Annotated in this window: 21 protein-coding genes and 2 tRNA genes; 18 read left to right on the top strand and 5 right to left on the bottom strand. The window is 72.1% G+C overall.

The window, feature by feature from the left end:
* Nucleotides 1-2 precede the first annotated feature (2 nt).
* On the top strand, nt 3-2,264 hold the full coding sequence (locus ACGFH8_RS18220) for an AMP-binding protein (RefSeq protein ID WP_393368258.1): 2,262 nt from the start codon (nt 3-5) through the stop codon (nt 2,262-2,264).
* Nucleotides 2,258-3,712 carry an amino acid adenylation domain-containing protein gene (locus ACGFH8_RS18215; protein ID WP_393368257.1) on the top strand — a complete coding sequence of 485 codons (1,455 nt, stop codon included), beginning with the start codon at nt 2,258-2,260 and terminating at the stop codon, nt 3,710-3,712. Before ACGFH8_RS18220 ends, ACGFH8_RS18215 begins: the two co-directional genes overlap by 7 nt.
* A gap of 180 nt (nt 3,713-3,892) precedes the next feature.
* Here the strand turns inward: ACGFH8_RS18215 and ACGFH8_RS18210 are convergent, their stop codons facing one another.
* Complete coding sequence (locus ACGFH8_RS18210; RefSeq protein WP_393368255.1) at nt 3,893-5,236, bottom strand: cation:proton antiporter; 1,344 nt, start codon at nt 5,234-5,236, stop codon at nt 3,893-3,895.
* 299 nt (nt 5,237-5,535) lie between these two features.
* On the opposite strand from ACGFH8_RS18210, the gene ACGFH8_RS18205 reads away from it, so the two are divergent.
* The 11 genes from ACGFH8_RS18205 to ACGFH8_RS18155 all read left to right on the top strand — a co-directional run bounded on the left by ACGFH8_RS18205 (nt 5,536) and on the right by ACGFH8_RS18155 (nt 13,816).
* Complete coding sequence (locus ACGFH8_RS18205; RefSeq protein ID WP_393368254.1) at nt 5,536-5,799, top strand: hypothetical protein; 264 nt, start codon at nt 5,536-5,538, stop codon at nt 5,797-5,799.
* Nucleotides 5,800-5,911: 112 nt separating this feature from the next.
* Nucleotides 5,912-6,781 carry a hypothetical protein gene (locus ACGFH8_RS18200; protein WP_393368252.1) on the top strand — a complete coding sequence of 290 codons (870 nt, stop codon included), beginning with the start codon at nt 5,912-5,914 and terminating at the stop codon, nt 6,779-6,781.
* Nucleotides 6,774-8,606 (top strand): ABC transporter ATP-binding protein, encoded by a 1,833-nt coding sequence (locus ACGFH8_RS18195; protein ID WP_393368250.1) that lies wholly within the window; start codon nt 6,774-6,776, stop codon nt 8,604-8,606. Before ACGFH8_RS18200 ends, ACGFH8_RS18195 begins: the two co-directional genes overlap by 8 nt.
* 15 nt (nt 8,607-8,621) lie before the next feature.
* Nucleotides 8,622-9,647: an alpha/beta hydrolase gene (locus tag ACGFH8_RS18190; RefSeq protein ID WP_393368248.1), complete on the top strand. Its 1,026-nt coding sequence runs from the start codon at nt 8,622-8,624 to the stop codon at nt 9,645-9,647.
* 5 nt (nt 9,648-9,652) lie between these two features.
* Nucleotides 9,653-10,195: a hypothetical protein gene (locus ACGFH8_RS18185; protein WP_393368246.1), complete on the top strand. Its 543-nt coding sequence runs from the start codon at nt 9,653-9,655 to the stop codon at nt 10,193-10,195.
* Nucleotides 10,196-10,221: 26 nt separating this feature from the next.
* Nucleotides 10,222-10,923 carry a LuxR C-terminal-related transcriptional regulator gene (locus ACGFH8_RS18180; RefSeq protein WP_393368245.1) on the top strand — a complete coding sequence of 234 codons (702 nt, stop codon included), beginning with the start codon at nt 10,222-10,224 and terminating at the stop codon, nt 10,921-10,923.
* Nucleotides 10,916-11,341, top strand: a complete 426-nt coding sequence (locus tag ACGFH8_RS18175) for a thiol-disulfide oxidoreductase DCC family protein (RefSeq protein WP_393368243.1) — start codon at nt 10,916-10,918, stop codon at nt 11,339-11,341. The genes ACGFH8_RS18180 and ACGFH8_RS18175 overlap by 8 nt, the downstream gene beginning before the upstream one ends.
* 25 nt (nt 11,342-11,366) lie before the next feature.
* Nucleotides 11,367-12,656, top strand: a complete 1,290-nt coding sequence (locus tag ACGFH8_RS18170) for an NAD(P)/FAD-dependent oxidoreductase (protein WP_393368241.1) — start codon at nt 11,367-11,369, stop codon at nt 12,654-12,656.
* The gene (locus ACGFH8_RS18165; protein WP_393368240.1) at nt 12,653-13,039 is read left to right on the top strand and encodes a hypothetical protein; all 387 of its coding nucleotides are present in this window, start codon (nt 12,653-12,655) and stop codon (nt 13,037-13,039) included. The genes ACGFH8_RS18170 and ACGFH8_RS18165 overlap by 4 nt, the downstream gene beginning before the upstream one ends.
* Before the next feature lie 148 nt (nt 13,040-13,187).
* Complete coding sequence (locus ACGFH8_RS18160) at nt 13,188-13,469, top strand: hypothetical protein (RefSeq protein WP_393368238.1); 282 nt, start codon at nt 13,188-13,190, stop codon at nt 13,467-13,469.
* Between the two features lie 110 nt (nt 13,470-13,579).
* On the top strand, nt 13,580-13,816 hold the full coding sequence (locus tag ACGFH8_RS18155) for a hypothetical protein (RefSeq protein WP_393368236.1): 237 nt from the start codon (nt 13,580-13,582) through the stop codon (nt 13,814-13,816).
* Between the two features lie 25 nt (nt 13,817-13,841).
* On the opposite strand, the gene ACGFH8_RS18150 is transcribed toward ACGFH8_RS18155, so the two are convergent.
* The gene (locus tag ACGFH8_RS18150) at nt 13,842-15,143 is read right to left on the bottom strand and encodes a M16 family metallopeptidase (protein WP_393368234.1); all 1,302 of its coding nucleotides are present in this window, start codon (nt 15,141-15,143) and stop codon (nt 13,842-13,844) included.
* 184 nt (nt 15,144-15,327) lie between these two features.
* On the opposite strand from ACGFH8_RS18150, the gene ACGFH8_RS18145 reads away from it, so the two are divergent.
* Nucleotides 15,328-16,116, top strand: coding sequence for a hypothetical protein (locus tag ACGFH8_RS18145; protein WP_393368232.1), 789 nt, complete (start codon nt 15,328-15,330; stop codon nt 16,114-16,116).
* A 3-nt stretch (nt 16,117-16,119) separates the two neighbouring features.
* On the opposite strand, the gene ACGFH8_RS18140 is transcribed toward ACGFH8_RS18145, so the two are convergent.
* Nucleotides 16,120-16,746, bottom strand: coding sequence for a class I SAM-dependent methyltransferase (locus tag ACGFH8_RS18140; protein ID WP_393368230.1), 627 nt, complete (start codon nt 16,744-16,746; stop codon nt 16,120-16,122).
* Between the two features lie 159 nt (nt 16,747-16,905).
* Between ACGFH8_RS18140 and ACGFH8_RS18135 the strand changes: the two genes are divergently transcribed.
* The 4 genes from ACGFH8_RS18135 to ACGFH8_RS18120 all read left to right on the top strand — a co-directional run bounded on the left by ACGFH8_RS18135 (nt 16,906) and on the right by ACGFH8_RS18120 (nt 19,481).
* On the top strand, nt 16,906-17,457 hold the full coding sequence (locus ACGFH8_RS18135; RefSeq protein WP_393368229.1) for a GNAT family N-acetyltransferase: 552 nt from the start codon (nt 16,906-16,908) through the stop codon (nt 17,455-17,457).
* An 86-nt stretch (nt 17,458-17,543) separates the two neighbouring features.
* Entirely contained in the window at nt 17,544-18,362 is an 819-nt protein-coding gene (locus tag ACGFH8_RS18130) for an inositol monophosphatase family protein (protein ID WP_393368227.1), read from the top strand.
* A 207-nt stretch (nt 18,363-18,569) separates the two neighbouring features.
* Nucleotides 18,570-18,959, top strand: a complete 390-nt coding sequence (locus ACGFH8_RS18125) for a hypothetical protein (RefSeq protein ID WP_393368225.1) — start codon at nt 18,570-18,572, stop codon at nt 18,957-18,959.
* A 141-nt stretch (nt 18,960-19,100) separates the two neighbouring features.
* Nucleotides 19,101-19,481: a hypothetical protein gene (locus tag ACGFH8_RS18120; protein WP_393368223.1), complete on the top strand. Its 381-nt coding sequence runs from the start codon at nt 19,101-19,103 to the stop codon at nt 19,479-19,481.
* A gap of 32 nt (nt 19,482-19,513) precedes the next feature.
* Here the strand turns inward: ACGFH8_RS18120 and ACGFH8_RS18115 are convergent.
* Nucleotides 19,514-19,584 (bottom strand) — tRNA-Cys (locus tag ACGFH8_RS18115).
* 9 nt (nt 19,585-19,593) lie between these two features.
* Nucleotides 19,594-19,666: transfer RNA gene (locus tag ACGFH8_RS18110), tRNA-Arg, on the bottom strand.
* Nucleotides 19,667-19,705 lie beyond the last annotated feature (39 nt).

Below are 19,705 nucleotides of genomic sequence, written 5' to 3'. Positions count from 1 at the left end.
CGATGACCGACTCCGGCTGCCTCACCGTCGCCCACGCCTGTCCGGAGCGTCCCGCCCTCGTCACCGACGCCGAGACCGTGACCCACGGCCGGCTCGAGGGCTGGACGCGACAGCTCACCGAAACGCTGCGCGCCCGGGGCGTCGGCCCCGGCACCCTGGTCGGCATCGCCGCCGACGACGACGTCCCGGGGGCGGTGGCCGCGCTGCTGGCCACACTGCGCGTCGGCGCCGCCTACACCCGCCTGGGCGCCAGCGCCGTGCCGGCCGTCGTGCTCACCGCCGACCCGGACGCCCACCCGGCGGGCACCGCCGTGGTCCTGCCGTTCGGCGCCGCCCCGACCGATCCGCCCACGGTCGACGGGCTGCGCGTCGTGCTGGGCGGCGCCGTCGACGACGACGTGCTGGTCGGCGACGACGGCGCGCTGAGCGGGCGGGCGTTGAGCGCGTACCTGCGGTGGGCGCTGCCCGCCTACCCCGCCGCGGGTGGCGTGGCCGTGCTCCCGACGCTGCCGGGCACCGCCGGCGAACTGGCCGCGCTGCTGGTGCCGCTGCTGGCCGGCGGCTGCGTGCAGGTGGGCGAGTTGGAGGACGCCGCCTGGTCCGGTTGGCGGCCCACCTTCGCCAAGCTCACCCCGGCCGACCTGGCGACGCTCACCGCGCTGCCGGACGAGGCGTCGCCCACCGGGGAGCTGGTGCTCACCGGGGGGCGGTTGCCGCGCGACGAGGTCGCCCGGTGGCGTCAGCGGCATCCGGGCGCGGCACTGACCTGGGAGTACGCGCCCGCCGAGGGCGGCCTCGGCTGCGCGGCGCTGCGCCTGCCGGCCGGCGCCCCGCTGCCGGACCGGCTGCCGGTGGGGCTGCCACTGCCCGGCACCTCCCTGCGCCTGCTCGACCCCGACCTGCACCCCACACCCGCCGGGGACGTCGGCGAACTCTACGTCGGCGGCGAGTCCGTTCCGGCCGCCCGGCCCGGCGGCGACCAACCGGACGACGTGGTGGTGGACCCGTTCGGCACCCGGCTGCGGCGCACCGGGGACCTGGGCCGCCGTCGCCCGGAGGGCTGCGTCGACCTGGTGGGCCGCGCGGCCGCCCGGTGCGCCCCACCGGTGCACACCGGCGACGCCGCCGTGGTCCGGGACTGGGAGTCGATCTACGACCAGCTCTACGCGGGAGACGGTGCCGGGCTCGGCGCCGACTTCTCCGGCTGGAACAGCAGTTACACCGGCCAGCCCATCCCGCTCGCCGAGATGCGCGAGTGGCAGCAGGCCACGGTGGACCGGATTCGCGCCCTGCGCCCCGAGCGGGTGCTGGAGATCGGCGCCGGCAGCGGGTTGCTGCTGGGCCGGCTGGCGCCGGAGTGCGAGGCGTACTGGGCCACCGACCTGTCCGGCGCGGTGGTGCGGCGCCTGGCCGAGCAGACCGCCGCCCGCCCGGATCTCACCGGACGGGTGGTGCTGCGCCACCAGGCCGCGCACGACGTCACCGGGTTGCCCGCCGCGTCCTTCGACCTGGTGGTGCTCAACTCGGTGGTGCAGTACTTCCCGACCCTCGACTACCTCGACGCCGTCCTGGCCCGCGTCGTGGGGCTGCTGCGCCCCGGTGGCGCGGTGTTCGTCGGCGACGTCCGCAACGCCCGCCTGGCCTTCACCATGCAGGCCGCGGTACGGCTGCTGCGCGCCACCCCCGGCGACGACCCGGCGCAGATCCGCGCCGACGTCACCCGCGCGGTGGCGCTGGACAAGGAGCTGCTTGTGGATCCGGACTTCTTCGCCGAGGCCCCGGCGCGCCTGGACGGGGTGGCGTGCGTCGACGTCCGAGTCAAGCGGGGTCGGTGCCACAACGAGCTGACCCGGCACCGGTACGACGTGGTGCTGCACACCGCCGCGCCGGCCCGTTCCGGCACTCCCCCGGCGTCCTGTGACCTGGCCGGGTTGCCGGCGGCGCTCGCCGCCGGTGTGCCGGCCGTCCGGGTGACCGGTCTGGCCAACGCCCGCCTCGCCGGAGAGGTGTCCGCGGCGAACGCCCTCGCCACCGGCATGCCCGTCGCGGCCTGTCGGCGCCGACTGGGCAGCGACCATGGCGCCGTCGACCCGGAGGACCTGGCCGCGCTCGGCGAGGACGCCGGCTACGAGGTGACCATCGGCTGGGCCGACGACACCACCGACGGCAGCGTGGACCTGCTGTTCACCAGGTCCCCCGCACCGCCAGGGCCTGTGTCGACGGTCGTGGTGGCACCGATGCGACGCCGGGCCGTGCCGTGCTGACGCTGGCGCGGCGCTTCGCCGAGCAGGTCGCCCGCGACCCGGACGCGGTAGCGGTCGTCGACGGGGACCGGGAGCTGCGCTACGGGGAGCTGGCCGCCGCCGCGCGGGAGCTGCGCCACCAACTCGCCGAGGCCGGGGTGCCCGAGGGCACACTTGTGGGACTGCGGATGCCCCGCTGCGCCGAGGTGGTCGTGGCGATCCTCGGCATCCTGGAGCACGGTTGCGGGTACGTGCCGATCGACCCGGCGTATCCCGCGTCCCGGCAGGAGCACATCGTCGGCGACGCCGGGATCGACACGCTGGTGCAGGTGGAGCCGGGCACCGGGCGGCCGGTGGTGGTCCGCACCGGCGGCGGCCCGCCGCGGGCGGTGCCGGCCGGCACGGCGTACGTCATCTACACCTCCGGCTCCACCGGTACGCCCAAGGGTGTGGTGGTCGGCGACGCGCACGTGTGCGCGCTGATGGACGCCTGCGCCGAGCGGTTCACGCTGTCCGCCGCCGACGTGTGGACGATGTTCCACTCGCACAGCTTCGACTTCAGTGTCTGGGAGCTGTGGGGCGCGCTGCTGCACGGCGGCCGGGTGGTGGTCGTACCGCCGTGGGTGGCGGCCGATCCGCGCGCGTTCGGCGAGCTGCTCGCCGACGAGGGGGTCACCGTGCTCAGCCAGGTGCCCACCGCGTTCGGGCACCTCGTCGCCGAGCTGGAGGTCCAGCCGGTGCCGCTGCCCGAGCTGCGCTACGTCGTGTTCGGCGGCGAGGCCCTGCACACCGGCGCCGTGCGGGCCTGGCGGGAGCTGGGTGTCGCCCCGGCGGCAACGCTCGTCAACATGTACGGCATCACCGAGACCACAGTGCACGTCACGTTCGTCGCGCTGGACGAGGAGGCGGGCGACCTGCCCGGCGCCACGCCGATCGGTCGGCCGCTGCCGCACCTGCGGGTCCGCCTGGTCGACGAGCACCTGCGCCCGGTGCCGGTCGGCGAGGCGGGCGAGATGCTGGTGGCCGGCGCGTCGGTGTCGCACGGGTATCTGGGGCGCGCGGAGCTGACCGCGCAGCGTTTCGTCACGGTGGACGGGCAGCGGTACTACCGCAGCGGCGACTGGGCGCGGCAGGACGCCGAGGGGCGGCTGCACTACCTGGGTCGCCGCGACCGCCAGGTGCAGTTGCGCGGGTTCCGGGTGGAGCTGGGCGAGCCGGAGGCGGCCATCGCGGCCCATCCGGCGGTGGCCCAGTGCGCGGTGCTCGCCGAGGCCAACCAGCTCGGCGAGCTTCAGCTGGTCGCCTACTACGTGCCGCGCGCCGGCGCCGACCTCGCGCCCGAGCAGGTACGGGACCACGTGGCGGGGTGTCTGCCCGCCCATCTGGTGCCGAGTCGGATCCGCCGGATGGCGGCGCTGCCGCGTACCGCCCACGACAAGGTCGACCTGGCGGCGCTTGTCGGCAGGTGACACCCCCGCTGGACGTGCTCGCCCGCGTGGTCGGGACACCTGGGCGGGGAGGGCGGCGGGGGCAGGACGCCGACGAGCGGTACGACTCCGAGTCACACCTGACGTGGAGTCGTACCGCTCGTCGGTTTCGGCGTCGCGGCACCGTCCGCACCCCGTCGCCGCCTCGCGGCCTTCCCGCCGTCAGGTGGTGCCCGCCGGGACCGCCGGCATCCGCTCGACGTCCACCGGCGCGGCCGACGCGGGCCAGCGGCGGCGGGTCAGCGCGAAGACCGGCGCCGCCGCGAACGTGGTCACCATGGTCATCAGCGCCAGCACGGTGTAGAGCTTCGGCCCGATCAGTCCGGCGCGCAGCGCCACGTCGATCAGCACCAGCTCCATCATGCCGCGGGCGTTGAGCAGCGCGCCGACGGACGCGGACTGCGACCAGCTCAGCCCGGACCAGCGGGCCACCAGCGCGCTCACCCCGCCCTTGCTCACCACGGCGACCAGCACCACCGCGCCCAGCACCAACCAACCGCTCGGGTCCAGCAGGGTGTCGGTGACGATGCGCAGGCCGGCGGAGGCGAAGAAGAGCGGCAACAGCAGGGTGGTGGTCAGCGGCGCGATGCGCCCGGTGAGGTGGGCGGTCAGCTCGCGGGGCATGACCATCCCGCAGACGAACGCGCCGAAGACGGCGTGCAGGCCGATCATCTCGGTGGTGGCGGCGCAGGCGGTCAGCAGCACGAGTGCCGCCCCGACGGCGGCGGGGCGCAGCGCGTCGCCGCCCTCGGTCGCCCACCTGGCGTAGCGCCGCAACAGCGGCCGCAGGGCGACAAGCACCGCGACGTAGACGAGGCCGCCCGCGACGGCGAGGACGCCGAGGTGGGCGGCGGCGCCGGCGGTCGCCATCAGGCCGGCCAGCATCATCCAGGCCACCGCGTCGTCGGTGGCCGCGCAGGCCAGCGACACCGTGCCCACCGTGGTGCGGGTGGCGCCGGTCTCCTCCAGGATGCGGGCCAGCACGGGGAACGCGGAGACGGCGACGGCGAGACCGAGGAACCACGCCGCCTGCCAACCGGGGATGTGTGCGCCGAACCAGCCGTCGTCGGACGCGGCGATGCCAAGGGCGCCGCCGGCCAGCGCCAGGCCGAGCAGGCCGCCCACCACCAGCGGCGCGGCCAGGCTGGCGACCGCCGTGGTGGTGGCGGTACGCAGGTGGCGGATGGCGCCCGCGCCGTCGAAGGAGAGGCCGACCAGGAACATGAACAGGGTCGCGCCGAGCTGGCCGAGCACGTGCAGGATCTGGGCCGACGGGTGGGCGACGGTGGCGCCGGCGAGCTCCAACTCGCGGGGGAAGAGCGCAAGCTGCACCGAGGGGGCCAGCAGCCCGAGCGCCAGCGGGCCGAGCGCGAACCCGGCGATCATGTCGGCCACCGCCTGCGGCTGACCGAGCCGGCCGAGCAGGGCGCCGGCCAGCCGGCAGGCGCCGAGCACCACTGCCAACTGCACCAACAGATGGGTTGTCAACGCGACGGAACTCGGCACGGTCGCCTCCTTTTAGGCAGTTTTACAACCGGCCCGAACGGGCACCAAATAATAGGGCCACGACCATTTTCTGGACCTATTCCAATGACCGCACCGGTCGGGCGGGAAAGGTGGCTAGGGGGGACCTAGCCACCTGGCTATATCCGGGTGTGACCAGGCCGTCAGCCCACTCGGGTATTTACCGTGATTACCGCCCCGAACCATACTGAGTTCATTGTTCAGCACTTTGGTGGAGTCGAAGGAACCGATCGAAGAATAGAGTTTTCGACAACAGCCGGTTCTATCCACAGGAGGACTGAATGAACCGTATGGAGGCTGCGGCCGAGCGTCACATCCCCGCCGTTGGCGAGGGCGTTCTCGAGCCGCTGGAGCTGGTCGGCGTTGCCGCGCCGGTCCTCACCCCGTTCGCCGTCGGTGTCGCCGTCGGCGCCGGCCTCTACGCGTACCACAAGTGGGGCGGTGCCGAGGAGACCCCGACCGGCTACCGCCTCGACAGCGAGACCGCCGACCAGATGACCGTCTCCGAGCTCGTGCAGAGCCGCCGCCAGGCGGTCACGCGCTAAGCAAGGACCTCGCCACGTGTCCGGGGAGTCGGCGCAGACTCCCCGGCGCGTCGGCGTCGGAAGCGGCCTCGGCACCCCATCCACCACCCGATCGACGTTGCAGGAGAAGCCGATGGCCGGTAACGAAGTTGTCCCCGTCGACAAGGCGCTCAAGCAGGTCGAGCAGATCTCATCGCTCGGTCTGGCACTGGCGTCGCTGGAGTTCCTCACGCAGCCGCAGGTCTTCACCGACACCGGCCTGCTGAGCTGGCAGGTCGAGCGGTCCCGGCACAAGCTGACCGCCGGCAAGCTCGGCGACCTGCTGGACTACCTGTTCAAGCCGCCGGGCATCTACCTCATCTACCAGCTCCGCCTCGCCGCGGCGGTCGCGCTGATCAACCCGTACAGCAGCAAGAAGGTACGCGACGTCTCGGTCGCCTACATCGCGGCGACGAACTACCTGCTGCACTTCCGGATCCGCTACGGCACCGACGGCACCGAGCACATGTCGCTGCTGACCTACGCCACCCTCACCGCGAGCCGGATCTTCTCCGACGACGAGAAGGCGAAGGAGGCCTGCGCCTGGTTCCTGGCCGGCCAGACCAACCTGTCGTACTTCGCCGCCGGGCTGTCCAAGCTGGTCGGTTCGCCGTGGCGCAACGGCATGGCCATGCCGGGCATCTTCCGCACCACCGTGTACGGCGACAAGCGCGTCTACGAGCTGCTCAAGTCGCGACCACGGCTCGCCAAGGCCGCCGGCTGGGGTGTGGTGGCCAGCGAGCTGGCGATGCCGCTGATGATGGCCGCCCCCAAGCTGCCCGCGTGGGCCATGCTCGGCATGGGCGGGGGCTTCCACGTCGGCAACGCCGTCTTCATGGGCCTCAACCGGTTCGTGTACTCGTTCGTCGGCACCTACCCGGCCATCGTCCACGTCGCCAAGCACATGTCGGCGAGCGACGTGAACCTGCTCGCCGACTTCTTCCGCAAGCTGCGCCGTGGCTGAGCGGGGACGGCCGGACCGGAAGGCGGAGCCGGCCGCGCCGCCCGCCGTCGGCCCGCTGCGGGTGACCATGCGCCTGCTGCGGCCGCACCGCCTCGGGTTGGCCCTGGCGGTGCTGCTCGGCCTGCTGGGCTCCGCAGCCGCCCTGGTGCAGCCGATCGTCATCGGCAAGCTGGTCGGGCAGCTCACGGCGCAGCGCTTCGCGGTGGGCACGCTGCTCGTGCTGATCACGCTGTTCGTCACCGAGGCCGCCCTCGCCGGTTTCCAGTCCTACATCATCGGGCGTTCCGGGACCCACGTGGTGCTCGCCGTACGGCGGACCATCGTGACCCGGCTGGTGCGCGCCACCCTGCCGGCGCACTGGCAGCACCGACGCGGCGACCTGTTCACCCGGCTGGTCGCCGACACGTCGCTGCTGCGGACCGCGCTCACCCAGAGCCTGGCCGTGCTCTTCCTGACCGGCATCACGGTGGCCGCCACGGTGGTGCTGATGGCCGTCATCGACCCGGTGCTGAGCCTCACCGCGCTGCTGTGCGTGCTGGTCGCCGCCAGCGGCAGCGTGATGCTGGCCCGCCGGATCCGGATCGCCACCGAGGCCACCCAGTCGCGGGTCGGCGAGCTGGGCAGCGACCTGCAACGGGCGCTCGCCGCGGTGACGACGATCAAGCTCAGCCGCGCCGAGCAGCGCGAGGCCGACCGGGTCAACGAGAAGGCCGTCGCCGCGCACGACGCCGGCATGCGCACGGTACGACTCAACGCCCTGCTCGCGCCGACGGCCGACGCCGGCGTGCAGGGCTCGTTCGCGGTGGTGTTCGCGGTCGGCGCGGTGCGGATGGGGTCCGGCGCGCTGACCATCGGCGAGTTCGCGACCTTCCTGCTCTACCTGTTCTACCTGATCGCGCCGCTGGTCAGCTTCTTCGCGGCGATGGGTCAGCTCCAGCAGGGGCTCGCCTCGGTGAGCCGGATCGACATGCTGCTGCGCTTCCCGCAGGAGGACGACTCCACGGTGCCGCCGGCCCCGGTGTCGCCGGCCGCCCCGGTCGCGCCCGCCGCCCGCGCCACGCCGAGCGCGCCGCTGCTGCGGGTACGCGACCTGCACTTCGCCTACCTGCCGGATCGCCCGGTGCTGCGCGGGGTGTCCTTCGACGTGCCCCGGCAGGGCCTGGTGGCGATCGTCGGGCCGTCCGGCTCCGGCAAGTCGACGCTGTTCGGCCTGCTGACCCGGCTCTGGGAACCACCCGCCGGCAGCGTGCTGCTCGACGGCGCCGACGTGCGGGAGATCCCGCTGGACACGCTGCGCAGCCGCATCGGGTTCGTCGAGCAGGAGTCGCGGGTGATGGACGGCAGCATCGAGGAGAACATCCGCTACGCCGAGCCGGACGCCCCGGCGGCCCGGGTCGCCGAGGCCGTCGGGCAGGCCAGCCTGACCGACTGGATCGACACGCTCCCGGACGGGCTCGGCACTCCCGTGGGTGAGGAGGGCCGCACGCTCTCCGGCGGCCAACGGCAGCGGATCGCCATCGCCCGGATGCTGGTGCCCGACCCCGACGTGCTGCTGCTCGACGAGGTGACCTCCCAACTCGACGCCGAGGCCGAGTTCGCGCTGCGGACCTCGGTCGCGGAGATCGCCGAGCGACGGGCGGTGGTGGCGGTGGCCCACCGTCTGTCCACCGTGGTGCGGGCCGATCACATCGTCGTGCTGGAGAACGGCGCCGTACGCGCCCAGGGCACCCACGCCCACCTGCTCGCCACCGACGCGCTCTACGAGCGGCTGGTGCGTACGCAGTTCACCGCGGTGCCGGCGCTGTCGGCGTCCACCGCCTCCTGAGACCGGAGGACCGCCATGCCCACCATGATGCCGCGAATCCTGGCCGCGGGGCTCGGCGTCAGCGCCGTGGCCCTGGCGGCCGGGGCGACCTACCAGGCCGCCGCGACCCGCCGTGACCGCCGCCTGATCCCCGGCCCCGGCAGCGACGTCGACATCGGTGGCCGCACCCTGCGGGTGCACACCACCGGCCTGGGCGAGCAGCCCGGGCCCACCGTCGTGTTCGAGAGCGGAATGGCCACCCCACTGGAGCTGTGGGCGTGGATCCAGGAGGGGGTGGCCGGGTTCGCGCCCACCGTCGCCTACGACCGCGCCGGGATCGGCCGCAGCGCGCCGGGCCCGCTGCCGCGCACCGCCGAGTGCACGACCGACGACCTGGAGGCCCTGCTCGAGGCGGTGGGCGCCCAGCCGCCGTACGTGCTCGTCGCCCACTCGTACGGCGGCCTGCTGGTGCGGCACTTCGCCGAGCGGCACCCGGAGCAGGTGGCCGGCCTGGTCCTCGCCGACGTCGCGCATCCGGAGGAGCTGGTGCGCTCGCAACGTCAGCGCGTCGGCCTGCCGTTCGTGGAGCAGTACCTCCGCGACTCGATGTGGCAGAGCACCATCGGGATGATCCGGCTCAACCCGCACAGCGACAGGCGTTTCCGCATCGACGGCCTGCCCGAGGAGGCGCGCCTGTCGGCGAAAGCGGCCTTCTGCACCCGGCAGATGTGGCACGGCTCGTACGCCGAGTTCGAGGCGTGGCAGAGCGACGTCAACGCCGAGGTACGCGACGCGAAGCTGCCGCCGCAGTGCCGGCTGTACGTGCTGACGGCCGGCGCCACCGTCACCGGCGACCCGGTGCACCTGCAGTTGCAGGAGGAGCTGGCCCGGCTCTCCGACGACGCGGTGCACGAGATCGTCGACGAGGTCGAGCACATCGAGCTGATCACCCACGAGGAGCCGGCGGCACGGGTGGTCGCCGCGGTGCAGAACGTCGTCCGGGCCGTCCGGGAGCAGCGGGCGCTGCACCCGGCGGACCACAAGTCCGGAAAGGAGCGGTGATCGAGATGAGTCGGATCAACAGGGGCGCGATCCGCAGGATGGCGCTCTACGGGGTGTTGGGGACCTGGTTCGTGGCCAGTGCCATCAAGCAGGACCCGACGCGCAAGTCGAAGCTGTCCGAGCGGTTCGACCCGCACGGTGTGTTCCTGCCCGACTGGCGCTTCTTCGCGCCGCAGCCGGGCACCTACGACAACCACCTGCTCTTCCGCGACGAGCTGGCCGACGACAGCGTCACGGAGTGGAAGGAGGTGCTGGTCGCCAGCGAGCGCACGTTGCGGCACGCGTTCTGGCACCCCAACCGGCGCGGCGAAAAGATCGTCTTCGACACCATGAACGAGATCATCAAGATCACTCAGGAGCCCACACTGGAGAAGGAGGACATCCAGGTCTCGGTGGCCTACCTGACGCTGCTGAACTACATCACGCACAGCCAGCGCCACGACACCGGGGCGCGGCGGACCCAGTTCCTCGTCGCCCGATCGTCCGGCCGGGACGTCGACGAGGAGCCGGTGATGCTCTTCCTGTCCAATCGACACCCAATTGCCTGACCTGGACCCACAGCGGGGAGGCCGCGGTGACCACCGTCATCGTCCTGGACGGATACCCAACGACGTTCGACCGGATCATCGACGTGCTGCGCGCGCCGCGGCTGGCCCACGACGTCGTCGTCGTGAACTCGGTCGACGTCATGTGCGTACGGCTTCGCGGCGCGCTCGGCGCGGTCGGCCTGGTGCCGATCGAGGTGTCCCCCGCCGACCTCTCGCGGTTGGCGACCGCCCCCGGCAACCGTGGCCGGCACGGCGGCGTGATCGTGGTGACCGCCTTCGAGTCGGCAGGTGAGATGGCACGAGCCATCTCGGCGGGCGCCCGTGGTGTGCTGCTGCTCGACAGCCCGCCCGAGGAGGTGATGATCGGCGTGCGCGCCGTCGCCGCCGGTCACCCCTTCGTGCCGCCGTCGATCCTGGCCACCCTGGCCACCGCCCTGTGCCGGCTGGCCTGCGCCCACTCGAAGTCGACTGTCAACTACGCCCTGACCGACCGTGAGCTGGACGTGCTGGGCCTGCTCGCCGAGGGCCATCCCAACAAGCAGATCGCGCAGAACCTGTTCATCTCCGCGGCGACAGTGCACAGCCACGTGCTGAGCATCCTGCGCAAGCTCGGCGTCAACAACCGCACCCAGGCCGTGGTCTTCGCCCAGCAGCAGGGCCTGCTGTGCCAGGGACACGCCGCGCTCGGCGCGCTGGCGCCACAACCCACCGGAGGTCCCGTTGGCTGACCACGCGTACCCCCGCCGGATCCCGGCCGCCCCGGCCGGCCCGATCCTGCTGTACGACGGCGACTGCGGCTTCTGCACCCAGTCGATCAACCGGATCAGCGACTGGGTACGGCCGGACGTGCCGATCGCCGCGTACCAGAGCGTCGACCTGGCCCCGCTGGGCGTGACCGCCGCGCGCGCCGACCACGAGGTGCTCTACATCGACGCCACGGGCCGGGTGCGCGGCGGCGCGCAGGCGTTCGCGCGGTTGCTGCGGACCGGCCGGCCCGCCTGGCGACCGGTGGGCGTACTGCTGGCGCTACCGCCGGCGCGCTGGCTCGCCGCCGGCGTCTACCGCCTGGTGGCCGACAACCGGATGCGGCTGCCGGGCGGCACCGCGGCGTGCGCGATCCCCCGTCCGCCCACCCCCAATGCCTGAGAACCGATAACGAAGGAGACTTCCCATGGCAGATCCGACCGGATCGGGAACCGCCGGAGACGAGTTCTTCGACGTCGTGATCGTCGGCGGTGGCCCCGCCGGCTCGTGCACGGCCGGCCAGCTCGCCCAGCGCGGGCACCGCGTGCTGGTGCTGGAGCGCGAGACCTTCCCCCGCTACCACATCGGCGAGTCGCTGATCACCGGCATGCTCAGCGTGATGGAGGATCTGGGGCTGCTGGAACGCCTGGAGGCGTACGGCTTTCCCAAGAAGAACGGGCTGAGCCTGGTCTGGGGCGCCAAGCGCGAGCTGTGGAACGTCAACTTCGCCGAGCTGGGCGGGCCCTACCCGTACTCGTACCACGTGCGCCGCGCCGATTTCGACAAGCTGCTGCTGGACCGCGCTGTCGAGCTGGGCGCGGAGGTGCGGTTCCAGGCCACCGTCGGGTTGCCGGTCATCGAGGACGGCCGGGTGGTCGGCGTCTCGTACACGATCGGCGACGAGGCGCCCCGAGTCGTGCGCGCGGCGCTTGTCGTCGACGCCTCCGGGCAGGCCCGGGCGCTGACCCGGCACCTGGCCACCATCAGCTGGCAGGAGGACCTGCGCAGCCTCGCCTACTGGACGTACTTCTCCCCCACCGGCGACCTGCCGGCCGGGCAGGAGGGCAACATCCTCGTCGAGAAGGTCACCGACGGCTGGTTCTGGGCGATCCCGGTGGGCACCACGCCGCCGACGCTGAGCGTCGGCTACGTGACGCCCACCGAGACGGTCAAGGCCGCCGACGTCAACATCGCCGAGCTGTACGCCCGCGGCATCGCCGAGAGCCGTCAGCTCAAGCACCTGCTGGCCGGCGCCGAGCAGGTCGACCAGTTCCGCACCACACGCGACTGGTCGTACCTCACCGATCGGTTCTCCGGGCCGGGCTGGCTCGCGGTCGGCGACGCTGGCGCGTTCATCGACCCGCTGTTCTCCGGCGGGGTCTGCCTGTCCATCCTGGCCTCCCACCCGGCCGCGCGGGCCGCGGACGTCGCGGTGCGCCGCCCCGACCTGGCCGAGCGGGCGCTGGAGGGGTACCACGCCGGCTACCACGAGATGGTTTCCGGTTTCTTGGAGTATGTCCGGTTCTTCTACAATCCGAACCGTGACGTGGAGGACTATTTCCAGCAGGCGGAGGCGATGATGGCCTTCAACGAGCAACTGGGGTCGGCCCGGGAGGCGTTCATCGCCGTCATCTCCGGCACGGCCGCGATGTCCACCTACTTCGACATCCCCGACGCCACCCCGGCGGCCGCGGCAGCGGAAGGAGAACGCGTATGACCGCACGACCCAATGCCCACGGTGGGTCTCGCGACTCGACCCGGAGCCGCTACGTGGCGGGGGTGCTGGCCCTGGCCGCGCTGACAGTCGTCATCTTCTTCGGCGCGGGCCGCCTGCCGTCAGGTGTGCAGGCCGTCCTCGGTTTCAGTGTCATCTTCTTCGTCGGCGCGCTGGCGTGGCTCAACTCGTCGCTGCGCCGGCGCTCCGGCGCCGGCGCCGAGCCGGCCCGCGCCGCGGCGGCGACGCTGAACGCCTACGGGATCGCGCTGGTGGCCGCCCTGGTGGGCTACTACCTGCTGCGAGACCAGGACTGGGCCTGGGTCGTCGGGCTGCTGCCGGCCGCCGTGTGCCTGGTCAGCGCCGCTCGGGTGGCGCGCGGCTGAACACATCCGGGGCCGTCGGGGGCGATCGACCATCATGCCCCCGGCGGCCCCGATCCAAACCAACAATATGAGGGATGATTCTCCCTGCTCGTCTTCCTAACGTAGAAGTCACCGGAACACCGGTACACCTACCAAGGGAGGAAGAACGATGAACCGCATCGAGACCGTCGCCCAGAACCTGCTGCCCGAGGTCGACAGCGACTACCTGCGGCCGCTGGAGTCCGTGCAGGCCACCGTTCCGACGATGACCTGCCCGACCGTCGCCGGCTTCATCCTCGGCGTCGGCGCCGGCTACCAGTTCATGCAGGCCGTGTTCAACGGCCCGGAGGCCGGCTACGGCGCGTTCACCGGCGTGCGTGGCAACTTCGTCGACATGCCGGTCAACGAGCTCGTCGCGACCCGTCAGGCCGCCATCGGCGGGCTTTCCTGACCCCGGTAAGGCATTCCTGGGTTCCCGTCGGCCGGCTCCACCCGGCCGACGGGAACCCCGCCACACCGTCCACTGCCAGGCCGTGCCCGTCCGCGTCACGGAGAATCACGATGAACCGCATCGAGACCGTCGCCGCGGATGTCGAGGCCCGTGTTGACAGTGGCCAACTGTGGCAGCTCGATTCGGCGCGCTCCACCGCGCCGACAGCGACCGCCCCCGCCGCACCGACCGCATCCCCGGCACCGGCGAAGGCTTCCAGTTTCGCGTACGTCGTCTCCGGCCGCAAGGGTGGCGACCAACGGGCCGCCACCCGGACCGGACCCCACGACCCACGGCTGGTGGGATGACCCGGCGCTGCGCCGCGCCGGCTCGTCACGGAAGTACCGCCGCGAAGTCGTGGTCCGGGTCCATCGGCCCGGCGACGGCGAAGCGCGACCGACCGACGTCCCAGAGCTCGGCCGCCACCGCGTCGACGTCCTCCGCGCGGACGGCGGCGATACCGTCGAGAACATCGGACACCGACTCCGCGACGCCCGTGAAGAGCCGGCTGCTCGCGATCCGGGTCATGCGGGAGTAGGTGTCCTCCTGGCCGAGCACGAACTTGCCGGCCAGTTGCCGTTTTCCACGGTCGAGCTCGTCGTCGGTCAGGCCGCGCGCCCGCAGGTCGACGACTTGTTCGCCGAGACAGGCGAGCAGGTCGTCGACCTTCGCGGGCGCACACCCCGCGAACAGCACGAAGGTGCCGGTCTCCCGGTAGCTCATCGCGTAGGAGCCGACCGCGTAGGCCAGACCGCGCTTCTCGCGTACCTCCTGGAAGAGGCGCGAGGACAGGCCGCCGCCGAAGGCGGTGCCCAGCACCGTCATGGCGTACCGCCGGGGGTCGGTGTGGCCCAGACCGCGTACGCCGAGCGTGACGTGCGCCTGTTCCCAGGGTCGTTGCAGCACCCGCACCCGCGGCCCGCCGTCGTGCATCCGGGCGTCGACGGCGGCGGCGTCCGCGCCGCCCGCCGCGCCCTGCCATCCGGCGCGCGCCACCGCGGCGGCGACCAGCTCGACCAGTTCGTCGTGGCGCACGTTGCCGGCGGCGGCGATCAGCACCCGGTCCGGGCGGTAGTGCCGGTGGTAGAAGTCGCGCACGTCGTCGGCGTCGATCGCCAGGACCGACTCACGGGTGCCGACCGCGGGGCGGGCCAGCGAGCCGTCGCCGAAGAGCGTCCGGCCCAGCAGCGTCCGTACCACGTTGCCCGGGTCGTCCTCCTGCATCGCCAGCTCACCGAGGATGACCCGCCGCTCGGCTTCGACGTCGTCGGCGTCCAGCCGCGGGCAGGTGAGCAGGTCGAGCAGCAGGTCGACGGCGAGGGGCAGCTCGGTGTCGCGCACCCGCACGTGGAAGAAGGTCAGCTCCTTGGACGCCTGCGCGTTGGAGTCGCCGCCCACCGCGTCGATGGTGCGGGCCACCTCGAGGGCGCCGCGTCGCTGGGTGCCCTTGAAGAGCAGGTGTTCGAGGAAGTGCGAGAGGCCGCCGAGAGCTGCCGGTTCGTCGCAGGAGCCGGCGTCGACGAAAGCGCCCAGAGCCACCGACGACATCGAGGGCACCGTCTCGGTGATCACGCGCAGCCCGCCGGGCAGCGTGGTCTCCCGGATGGTCGCCGCCAGCTCGCTCTCCTCGACCACGCCGCCCTCCCTTCCTCGCACCACACCGTCGCACACCGGGTGCCCGCACGGCCCCTGCCCGTTCGGCGACCCCGACCGGCGCTGGCCCATCGGTCAGGTCGGTTGGTCTGCCGCCCACGGCCGGCGTCGGGAAAGAATTCGGGCTGACGGACCCGACCCGGGTCGCAACCGAAGGGCGGGAGCCATGACCAGATACCCACGGGCGGCGCTGCGCGCCGTCGCCATCGCGCTGTGCCCGCTGGTCGTCGCGCTCGCCGTGGCCCTCCAGGCACCGTCGGCGTCCGCGGCCACCAGCGCCCGGTCGGTGTCCACGGTGGAGCAGGACTGCTACGAGTTCAACGAGATGCTGCTCGCGCCGATGACCGAGCTGCGCGCGGCGATACCCGCACGCTACGAGATCGCACCGTTCCCGCCGAGCCCGGACCTGGGCTACCTCCTGGTCTCCGACCACCACTGCGGGCGGGTGGAGGTCAACGGTCACCGGTGGCCGGGACGGCACGTCACCACAATGGGCCTGACGCTGTTGCAGTCGCGCGACGGCGTGCCCCAGGAGGCGTTCTTCCAGCTCTGGTACGGCACGACGAACCTGTCCCTGGTGGCGCAGGCGCAACTGCTCGGCCTGAAGGTCCGGCCGGTGGCCGCGACCCAGTCCGTCGTGGCCGACGCCGATGGCCGCAACCGGGTCACCATGGCCTTCCAGGGCGCCGGACTGGACCACAGGCGTAGCGCCCTGGTGACCGAACCGGCGGCCACGCCGGTCAACGAGGCGCCGAGCGCCCCGATCTACGCCGCCGGACGCCGTGGCGAGGTGACGATGGCGTACCAGAACGCCCTGCGCCCCTCCAGCGTGGCGACGGTCGACGTGACGATCGACGCCGGCACCCGGCTGGCCGAGTTCGGCCTTCCACCCACCTACGCCGGCGACATCGAGTTCCGCCGGGGCGGCTGGCGCAGCACGATCAGCGCGAGCTGAGCGTCAGCGGCGGGTCGCCGCCACGGCGTGCAGGATCGGCACCGGCCCGCGCCGGCTCACCGCGCGCCACCCGACGACCCGCAGGCCGGCATCGGCCAGCAGCCGGCCCATCGCGGGCCGGCTGCGCGGCCGGTTGCCGGCCCCCACCATCGGCGCGACGGTACGCAGCCAGCCCACCGCGAACAGGTCGGCGATCACCAGCAGCCCGCCCGGGGCGAGCACCCGGGCCGCCTCGCGCAGCCCTTCGACGGGACGCGGCCAGAAGTTGAACGCCATGGTGCTGACCACCACGGCGAAGGCGCCGTCGGCGAAGGGCAGCGGATCGGCGCCGGAGCAGACCACCTGCGCCCCGGCTGGCAGTCGTCGGCGGGCGAGGCGCGCCATCTGCTCGGCCGGATCGGCGCCGACCAGGCGCGCGCCGGGGAGGCGGGACGCCGCCGCCTCCAACAGGGCCCCGGTGCCGCAGCCGACGTCGAGCAACGACGCCGGTTCGGTGGTCAGCGCGGCCACCCAGTCGAGAGTGGTCCGATGCAGGGGTGCGAAGATCCTTTGCACACCATCGTCGTCGTAGCGCGGCGCCCACTCGTTGAACCGGGCCACCGACTGGGCCTCACGGCCATGCTCATCCATCGGGATGATTATGTCACGACCTGGGAGTACCACAGGTGGCACTATCAGTGACTTCCTGACGATCTAAGCACCAACACTCTATTTGGTGGTATTTTCCGTCACCCAAAGTGTCCTATATTGAGCTTTCCTCAAAGATAGCTCGACCGAGAGGTGACGACGATGCATCCATGGACCGGCACGAGCGTCCGGCTACGCGCCCTGGAGCCGAGCGACTGGCCGGTCCTGCGCCGCATCGCCGAGGACGCCGAGTACGCCGAACAGGGCGGCGTCGTACCACCCCGGCCGGCCACGGTGTTCCAGCGGCGCACCTCCCCCGAGTTCACCGCCCGCGAGGACGACGAGTTCACCCTCGCCATCGTCGCCACCCACGACGACGAGATCCTCGGCACCGTGTCGACCCGGCTGGCGCAACCCTGGAACGGCACCTTCGGTGCGAGCATCGCGCTGGACGCGGAGCGGCGCGGCCGGGGGCACGCCACCGAGGCGGCAGTCCTCCTGCTGCGCTACATGTTCAGCGAGCGGCGTTACCAGAAATGCAACGTCGAGGTGCTGCCGTTCAACCAGCCGTCCCTGCGGCTCTGCGAACGCCTGGGGTTCATCGAGGAGGGACGCCGACGCCGCAGCCACTTCGGGCGGGGTCGCCAACACGACATCGTCCTGCTCGGCATCACCGCCGAGGAGTACCTGGAGCAGTGGCAGACCGCCGAGTAGACCAGCTATCTCATCGGTGCCGCGACTCGCTCCACGGTTTCCGATGGCGCCGGCACCAGGTGGCCGACCTGGGGATAATGGCGGTCATGGAAGATGATCTTTCGCTTGCCCGCCGTGCCGCTCTGACCGGCGCCGCAGTGGGTCTGCGATACTTTGCGACCCTCGCGCAGCTACCCCGGGAGCTGAAGTCGGACGGCAGCGTGGTGACCGAAGCTGATCGCGCTGTCGAAGCGGCCATCCGAGAGGTGCTAGCCGACGCGCGGCCCGGCGACGCGATCCTCGGCGAGGAGGAAGGGCAGAGCGGTCGGGGCAGGCGCCGTTGGATCGTCGACCCGATCGACGGGACCGCTCTGTTCATCGCCGGCGACGACAGATGGCTGGTGCTCGTCGCCCTGGAAGAGGCCGGCGAGATCGTCGTCGGGGTGGCAGCGGTACCAGCCCAGGGGAACATCTGGTGGGCGCAGCGGGACAGCGGAGCATTCCGAGCGGACTTCTCCGGGCTGACGACGACCGACGAGCGACGGATCACCGTCGACGTCGACGGACGGGAGACGCTCCGCGGAAGTCGGCTCGGCGTGATCCCCACCGACGACGAACTCCTCCCGGCTGAACGCGAAATGATAGCGCCGCTGAACGCCATGACATCGACAGTGCCGTGGAGCACCCACGCCGCGCTGCTCGTGGCCAGCGGACAGTTGGACCTCGCCATCCAGACTCGGGGACAGGTGTGGGACTTTGCCGCCACCTCGCTCATCGTCCAAGAGGCGGGCGGGCGCTACAGCGGCCTCGACGGACAGACACACCCCACCCCCGGGCCAGCCCTCTTCGCCCGCAGCAGCCCCCTGCACACCGCAGCGCTCGACGTCCTCGGGGCCGGCGCACCTCAAGCGACCGAAGGGCGTTAGCCAACACGTTCGGCCTCCCGTCAGGTCGACGAAGCCGACCGGTCCGCCCGACCCGCGACACGCCGCATCCGCTACCCGCGGCAGTTCCCGCATGTCCTCACCGGGCAAACCTGAGTACACGACCTCATGCCCGGCCGGGTCAGGCCCCGCACCCTGGACCGCGTGACGTCTGAAGAGGTAGCGACAGGCCGACGAGGTGGTCCGATCGTGGGATTCCTGACACTGGTCTGGGTCTGCGGACTGATCGCCGTGGCCCTGTGGTGGATGGGCATCGCCCTGGAGCAGTGGAGCGCCACCTACGACGACCAACCCGGCGAGTTCGAGGACATCCAACGTCGGGCAAGCCAGGCCCTGCTGGTCGCCGCGATGGCGGCGACCGCCGGGCCGGCCCTCATCGCGCTCGTCGCGTACCACCTGCGGCTGGTACGCACCACGGTCGTCTTCCTGGTGCTGACCGTCGTCATCGCGATACCCGCCATGCCGCTCGCCGTCGCTGTCGGCGGGAGCCTCGATCCGGCGCCGGCAGCGACCACGCCCGGCCCGCCGGGACACTGCGTGGTGCACAGCGGCGGTGACAACCGCTGCCCGGGCGGCTGACCGAGCGGATCCGTCGGGCCGTCTTGGGGCATCGCGTTAGCATCGATCGGTCGGCCACTGCCCGACCGAGGGGGATCATTGGCGGCGACACGGACATCGTTGCGCCTGTGGGTCGGTGCACCCAGATGGGTTCGGGTTGCGGTGATCGCCGCCGTCTGCGTCTTCGCGTACGGCGGGATTGTCCACCTGGGCGACGTGCTCGGTGTCCGGCCGGGTGGTCCAAGTCCCTCCACGCCGGTGTGGCTGATGTGGTACTTCACCTCCCTGACCGTGTTCGACCCGCTTGCGGCGCTGTTGCTGGCGCTGCGCCGGCTTGAGGGGCTGGTGCTCGGCTGCGTCGTGCTCGCCACCGACGCGGTGGCGAACGGGTACGCCAACTACGTACTGGACGCCGCTCCCGGGATCACGCTCGGCCGGATCGGGCAAGCGGTCATCACGGTGCTCGCGGTCGCCCTTGTCACCGCTGCACCCAGGGTCGCACCCTGGCTGCATCGGCCGAGACGTCGCGGGCTCCTGCCGTAACCGAGCTTCGTGTCCACAGCGGATGGCAGTTGAGGCCGTGACCGGGATCGAACCGGCGTAGACGGTTTTGCGGACCGCTCCCTCACCACTCGGGCACACGACCAGACAGAAGCGCCCGCGGAGGGAATCGAACCCCCGACACCCAGCTCCGGAAGCTGGTGCTCCGTCCCCTGAGCTACGCGGGCATGCGTGGGAGTGGAGAGATTCGAACCGAGGCGTGCGGG

Source organism: Micromonospora sp. NPDC049175 (genome assembly GCF_043197345.1).
GTDB lineage: Bacteria > Actinomycetota > Actinomycetes > Mycobacteriales > Micromonosporaceae > Micromonospora.
This window is presented reverse-complemented; position numbering and strand designations above follow the sequence as displayed.

Bases quoted from the DNA above. Each gene is read 5' to 3' on its own strand.
- ACGFH8_RS18220 (WP_393368258.1), top strand. From the start codon at position 3: ATGACCGACTCCGGCTGCCTCACCGTCGCCCACGCCTGTCCGGAGCGT.
- ACGFH8_RS18205 (WP_393368254.1), top strand. From the start codon at position 5,536: ATGAACCGTATGGAGGCTGCGGCCGAGCGTCACATCCCCGCCGTTGGC.
- ACGFH8_RS18200 (WP_393368252.1), top strand. From the start codon at position 5,912: ATGGCCGGTAACGAAGTTGTCCCCGTCGACAAGGCGCTCAAGCAGGTC.
- ACGFH8_RS18190 (WP_393368248.1), top strand. From the start codon at position 8,622: ATGCCCACCATGATGCCGCGAATCCTGGCCGCGGGGCTCGGCGTCAGC.
- ACGFH8_RS18185 (WP_393368246.1), top strand. From the start codon at position 9,653: ATGAGTCGGATCAACAGGGGCGCGATCCGCAGGATGGCGCTCTACGGG.
- ACGFH8_RS18170 (WP_393368241.1), top strand. From the start codon at position 11,367: ATGGCAGATCCGACCGGATCGGGAACCGCCGGAGACGAGTTCTTCGAC.
- ACGFH8_RS18165 (WP_393368240.1), top strand. From the start codon at position 12,653: ATGACCGCACGACCCAATGCCCACGGTGGGTCTCGCGACTCGACCCGG.
- ACGFH8_RS18160 (WP_393368238.1), top strand. From the start codon at position 13,188: ATGAACCGCATCGAGACCGTCGCCCAGAACCTGCTGCCCGAGGTCGAC.
- ACGFH8_RS18155 (WP_393368236.1), top strand. From the start codon at position 13,580: ATGAACCGCATCGAGACCGTCGCCGCGGATGTCGAGGCCCGTGTTGAC.
- ACGFH8_RS18145 (WP_393368232.1), top strand. From the start codon at position 15,328: ATGACCAGATACCCACGGGCGGCGCTGCGCGCCGTCGCCATCGCGCTG.
- ACGFH8_RS18140 (WP_393368230.1), bottom strand. From the start codon at position 16,746: ATGGATGAGCATGGCCGTGAGGCCCAGTCGGTGGCCCGGTTCAACGAG.
- ACGFH8_RS18135 (WP_393368229.1), top strand. From the start codon at position 16,906: ATGCATCCATGGACCGGCACGAGCGTCCGGCTACGCGCCCTGGAGCCG.
- ACGFH8_RS18130 (WP_393368227.1), top strand. From the start codon at position 17,544: ATGGAAGATGATCTTTCGCTTGCCCGCCGTGCCGCTCTGACCGGCGCC.